Source organism: Actinophytocola sp. (assembly GCF_050699915.1).
Classification (GTDB): Bacteria; Actinomycetota; Actinomycetes; order Mycobacteriales; family Pseudonocardiaceae; genus Actinophytocola.
Genome location: NZ_JBOHGA010000353.1, coordinates 1 through 3,935 on the forward strand (window position 1 = coordinate 1; position 3,935 = coordinate 3,935).

Consider the following 3,935-nt stretch of genomic DNA (forward strand, 5'->3'; position numbering starts at 1 on the left):
GCCGGTGGCCGGGCGCTCCAGCAGCGCGGGGTCGCGGTTGAGCATCGCCTGGTGCAGCTGGGCAAGCCGCACGCCCGGTTCCAGCCCGAGGCCCTCGACGAGCCGGTTGCGTGCCTCGGCGAACGCCTCCAGCGCGGCCGCGACGTCGCCGCCGCGGTACAGCGCCAGCATCAGCGCCGCCCAGCACCGCTCGCGCAGCGGGTGCTCGGTGACGAGCCGGCGCGCGGTGCGGACGAGCTCGGTGGTCCCGCCGACCGCGAGCTCGGCCTCCAGCAGGTCCTCCTCGACGAGCAGCCGCTGCTCGGTCAGCGCGTCCAGCTGCCCGGCGAGCGCCCGGCGCGGCGGCAGGCCCTCCGCGGGGTGGCCGCGCCACAGGGCGAGCGCCTGTCGCAGGTGCGTGCGTGCGCTCGCCGGTTCGCCGTCGGCTAGCGCGCGCCGGCCGATCTCCGCGAGCCGGTTGAACACCTGGACGTCGAGCTCGTCGGGGTCGGTGGCGAGCAGGTAGCCGCCGCCGCGGTGGACCAGGCGGTTGCGGCTGCCGCGGTCCAGCACGCGGCGCAGGGTGGTCGCGTAGGTGCGCACGTTGGACCGGGCCGAGGGCGGTGCGCCGCGCTCCCACAGGACCTTGCCCAGCGCCTCGAACGACACGACGGTGTTCGGCGCGAGCGCCAGCGCGGTGAGCATCAGCCGCACCTTCGTCGACGACAGGTCGACGGCGACTCCTTCGTGGTACAGCTCGACCGGCCCGAGGAGGCGATACCGGATGCCCTCGAACGTCTCCATGCGACAAGACTGGGCAACCGCGCTAACAACTCCCTAATCGACCGGACCGTAGTCGCGCGGTCATCGTGCGTGTCACCCGGCGAGCCGTTGATCGCGACGCCGTCGGCGGCCTAACGTTCGACCCGTGATCGTGGACGTGGTGCTCGCGGCGGGGGCGCGCCTGGGTGAGGGGCCGTTGTGGGATCCGCGGGCCGCGGCCCTGCGCTGGGTGGACATCCTGCCGGGGCTCGTGCACCGGTTCGACCCGGTCACCGGCGAGGACACCTCGTTCGAGGTCGGCGAGCCGGTCGGCACGGTGGCCGTGCGACGCGCGGGCGGGCTGGTGCTCGCCACCGCCTCGGGGATCCTCACCTGCGCCGAGGACGGCTCTGACCGCGCCCGGCTGCACGACGTCGCGACCGACCCGCCGGGTGGCCGGTTCAACGACGGCAAGGCCGACCGGTGGGGCCGCTTCTGGGCCGGCACGATGCTGGAGGGCACCGACGGCGCGGGCGCGTTCTACCGGCTCGACCCCGACGGTTCGCTGCACACCGTGCTCACGGACGTGTCGGTGTCGAACGGCCTCGGTTGGTCGCCGGACGGCGCGACGATGTACTACGTGGACACCCGCACCGGCGGTGTGGACGCGTTCGACCACGACCCGGAGACCGGCGAGCTGACGGATCGCCGCCGGCTCGTCGACGTCGAGCGGGGCTGGCCGGACGGGCTGACCGTGGACGCCGAGGGGAACCTGTGGCTGGCGTTGTGGGACGGCTGGGCGCTGCGCCGGTACACCCCGGACGGCCGGTTGACCGACACCGTGGAGCTGCCCGCGCAACGGATCACGAGCTGCGTGTTCGGCGGCCCCGATCTGTCCACTTTGTACATCACGTCGGCGCGGACCGGACTCGGTGACGACGAGCTCGCCGGGCAGCCGCACGCGGGCTCGCTGTTCGCGCTGGACGCGGGCGTGGCGGGGCAGGCGCCCGGGGAGTGGGCTGGGTGAGCGGAGCTTGCGGAGCGAACCAGAAGACACAGGGCGACCGTGAACGGCGGCACCGAGCCTGCGAGGGGGCGTCGTGAGCGGAGCTTGCGGAGCGAACCATCGGACACAGGGCGACCGCGAGCGGCCGGGCCGAGCCTGCGAAGCGCGGTCGTGAGGTGGTCGGGTCGGTTGCGGGAGACCGGTGAGGACCCGGATCCGAGGTTCAGCTTCGCCAACGAGCGGACCTTCCTGGCGTGGATCCGCACGGCGCTCGCCCTGATGGCGGCCGGGATCGCGCTGGAGGCGTTCGCGCCGCGGCTGGCGGTCCCCGGGCTGCGCCAGGTGTTGGCGGCCCTGCTGGTGCTGGCGGGGATCGCGACGAGCGCGATGGCCTTCCGCCGTTGGCTGCGCAGCGAGCAGGCGATGCGCGAGCGGAGGTCGCTGCCCCCGCCGACGGTGGCGCCGTGGCTGTCCTACGGTGTCGCCGCGGTCGCGCTGGCCGTGTTCGTGTTCGTGGTGGTGGCGAACCTGTGACCGCCAACCCGGAGGGCGTGCAGAACGAGCGCACCTCGCTGGCGTGGGTGCGCACCGGCCTCGGACTCGCCGGCTGCGCCCTGCTCGTCGGCCGGCTGGCGATGGTCCGCCACACGCCGTGGGCCGTGGGTGCCGCCATCGCCGCCGCGGTGCTGGCCTTCGGCGTGCTCGGCTGGTCGCACGACCGCTACCGGCGAGCCGCGCGGGCGATGCTGGAGCAGCGCCCGGTCGACCGGGCATCGGCGGCCCTGCTGATCACCTTCGCCGCCTGCCTCGTCGGCGCGCTCGCGCTGGCGCTGATCGTCCTCTAGCCGGCGCCGGTTCCGGGGCGGGCTAGTGGCGGGCGAGGCCGAACTGCCACACGTCGAGGTAGCGGGAGCGGAAGCCGGCCTCGCAGTAGGCCAGGTAGAACTCCCAGATGCGGCGGAACCGCTCGTCGAAGCCGAGCTCGCTCACCCGATCCGCGGCGGCGGTGAAGCGGTCCCGCCACTGGCGCAGGGTGCTCGCGTAGTGCTCGCCGAGCGAGCGGCGCGCGGTGATCGCCAGCCCCGCCGCGCGGGCGTGCTCCTCGACCGCCGGCACGGACAGCAGTTGGCCGCCCGGGAAGACGTACGTGGTGATCCACGTCTGCGTGTGCCGGGTCGCCACCATCCGGTCGTGCGGCATCGTGATCGCCTGCAGGCTGATCCGGCCGCCGGGCGCCAGCACTCGGCGCAGCGTCGCGAAGTACGCCGGCCAGTACTCCTCGCCCACCGCCTCGATCATCTCCACCGACACGACCGCGTCGTAGCTGCCGGCGGCCTCGCGGTAGTCGCGCAGCAGCACCTCCACACGGTCCGCGACGCCGGCCTCGGCGATGCGCGACCGCGCCAGGTCGCGTTGCTCGGACGAGATCGTCAGCGTGGTGACCGTGGCGCCGCGCCGGGCCGCGCGGATGGCGAGCGCGCCCCAGCCGGTGCCGATCTCCAGCACCCGGCTGCCCGGCCCGACCCGCGCGAGGTCGAGCACGCCGTCGATCTTGCGCAGCTGCGCGGTGTGCAGGTCGTCACCGGGCCCGAACCAGGCCGACGAGTACGACATGGACTCGTCGAGGAATGTCCCGAACAGGTCGTTGGACAGGTCGTAGTGCCGGTGGATGTTGGCCCGCGCGCCGTCCGGCGTGTTGCGCTCGCCCACCGGCCGGCGCGCGTCGACGAAGCGGCGCAGCACCTGCAGCGGCCGCGGCACCAGCGTGGCCATCCGCGCGGCGAACGGGGTGAGCACGGCGGCCGGGTCGGGACTGGTCCAGTCGCCGGCCACGTACGCCTCGCCGAACCCGATCGTCGAGCCGGTGCCGAGCCGGTGGAAGAACGCCGGCCGCTCGATGCGCATGACCGGTCCGCCGCGGCCGAGCAGCTCGCCGCCGGGCAGCCGGACGTGCACCGGCAGGCGCGCGACCCCGAGTCGGAACAGCCGTTCGGCGAGCCACGCGCGCCCCGGCGAGCGGGGCGGCGCGGCGAGTGGGATGGCACGGAAGGTGGTCACTGAACGCCCTCCTGCGGGACGTGGGAGGGGCGGGGCACGACCGGCACCCGGCGCAGCCAGAGCGCCAGACCCTGCCGCTGGATGAGCGCGCGCACGCGGACCGCGGCGCCGGTGGCCGCGTGTGCCAGCA

5 protein-coding genes are annotated in these 3,935 nt (G+C 74.5%); 3 read left to right on the forward strand and 2 right to left on the reverse strand.

The features are described from left to right. Window positions 1–783, reverse strand: a 783-nt coding sequence (locus ACRDSK_RS32265) for an AfsR/SARP family transcriptional regulator (RefSeq protein ID WP_431445199.1), incomplete at its 3' end; no start/stop codon positions are given. A gap of 124 nt (window positions 784–907) precedes the next feature. On the opposite strand from ACRDSK_RS32265, the gene ACRDSK_RS32270 reads away from it, so the two are divergent. The 3 genes from ACRDSK_RS32270 (at window position 908) to ACRDSK_RS32280 (ending at window position 2,592) form a co-directional block, all read left to right on the forward strand. After that, the gene (locus ACRDSK_RS32270; RefSeq protein WP_431445201.1) at window positions 908–1,768 is read left to right on the forward strand and encodes an SMP-30/gluconolactonase/LRE family protein; all 861 of its coding nucleotides are present in this window, start codon (window positions 908–910) and stop codon (window positions 1,766–1,768) included. Window positions 1,769–1,936: 168 nt separating this feature from the next. Further along, window positions 1,937–2,281, forward strand: coding sequence for a YidH family protein (locus ACRDSK_RS32275; RefSeq protein ID WP_431445202.1), 345 nt, complete (start codon window positions 1,937–1,939; stop codon window positions 2,279–2,281). Further along, a complete protein-coding gene (locus ACRDSK_RS32280) occupies window positions 2,278–2,592 on the forward strand; it encodes a DUF202 domain-containing protein (RefSeq protein WP_431445203.1) in 315 nt (104 codons plus the stop codon). The genes ACRDSK_RS32275 and ACRDSK_RS32280 overlap by 4 nt, the downstream gene beginning before the upstream one ends. 22 nt (window positions 2,593–2,614) lie before the next feature. Here the strand turns inward: ACRDSK_RS32280 and ACRDSK_RS32285 are convergent, their stop codons facing one another. Next, window positions 2,615–3,805 carry a class I SAM-dependent methyltransferase gene (locus ACRDSK_RS32285; protein ID WP_431445204.1) on the reverse strand — a complete coding sequence of 397 codons (1,191 nt, stop codon included), beginning with the start codon at window positions 3,803–3,805 and terminating at the stop codon, window positions 2,615–2,617. Between the last annotated feature and the right edge of the window lie 130 nt (window positions 3,806–3,935).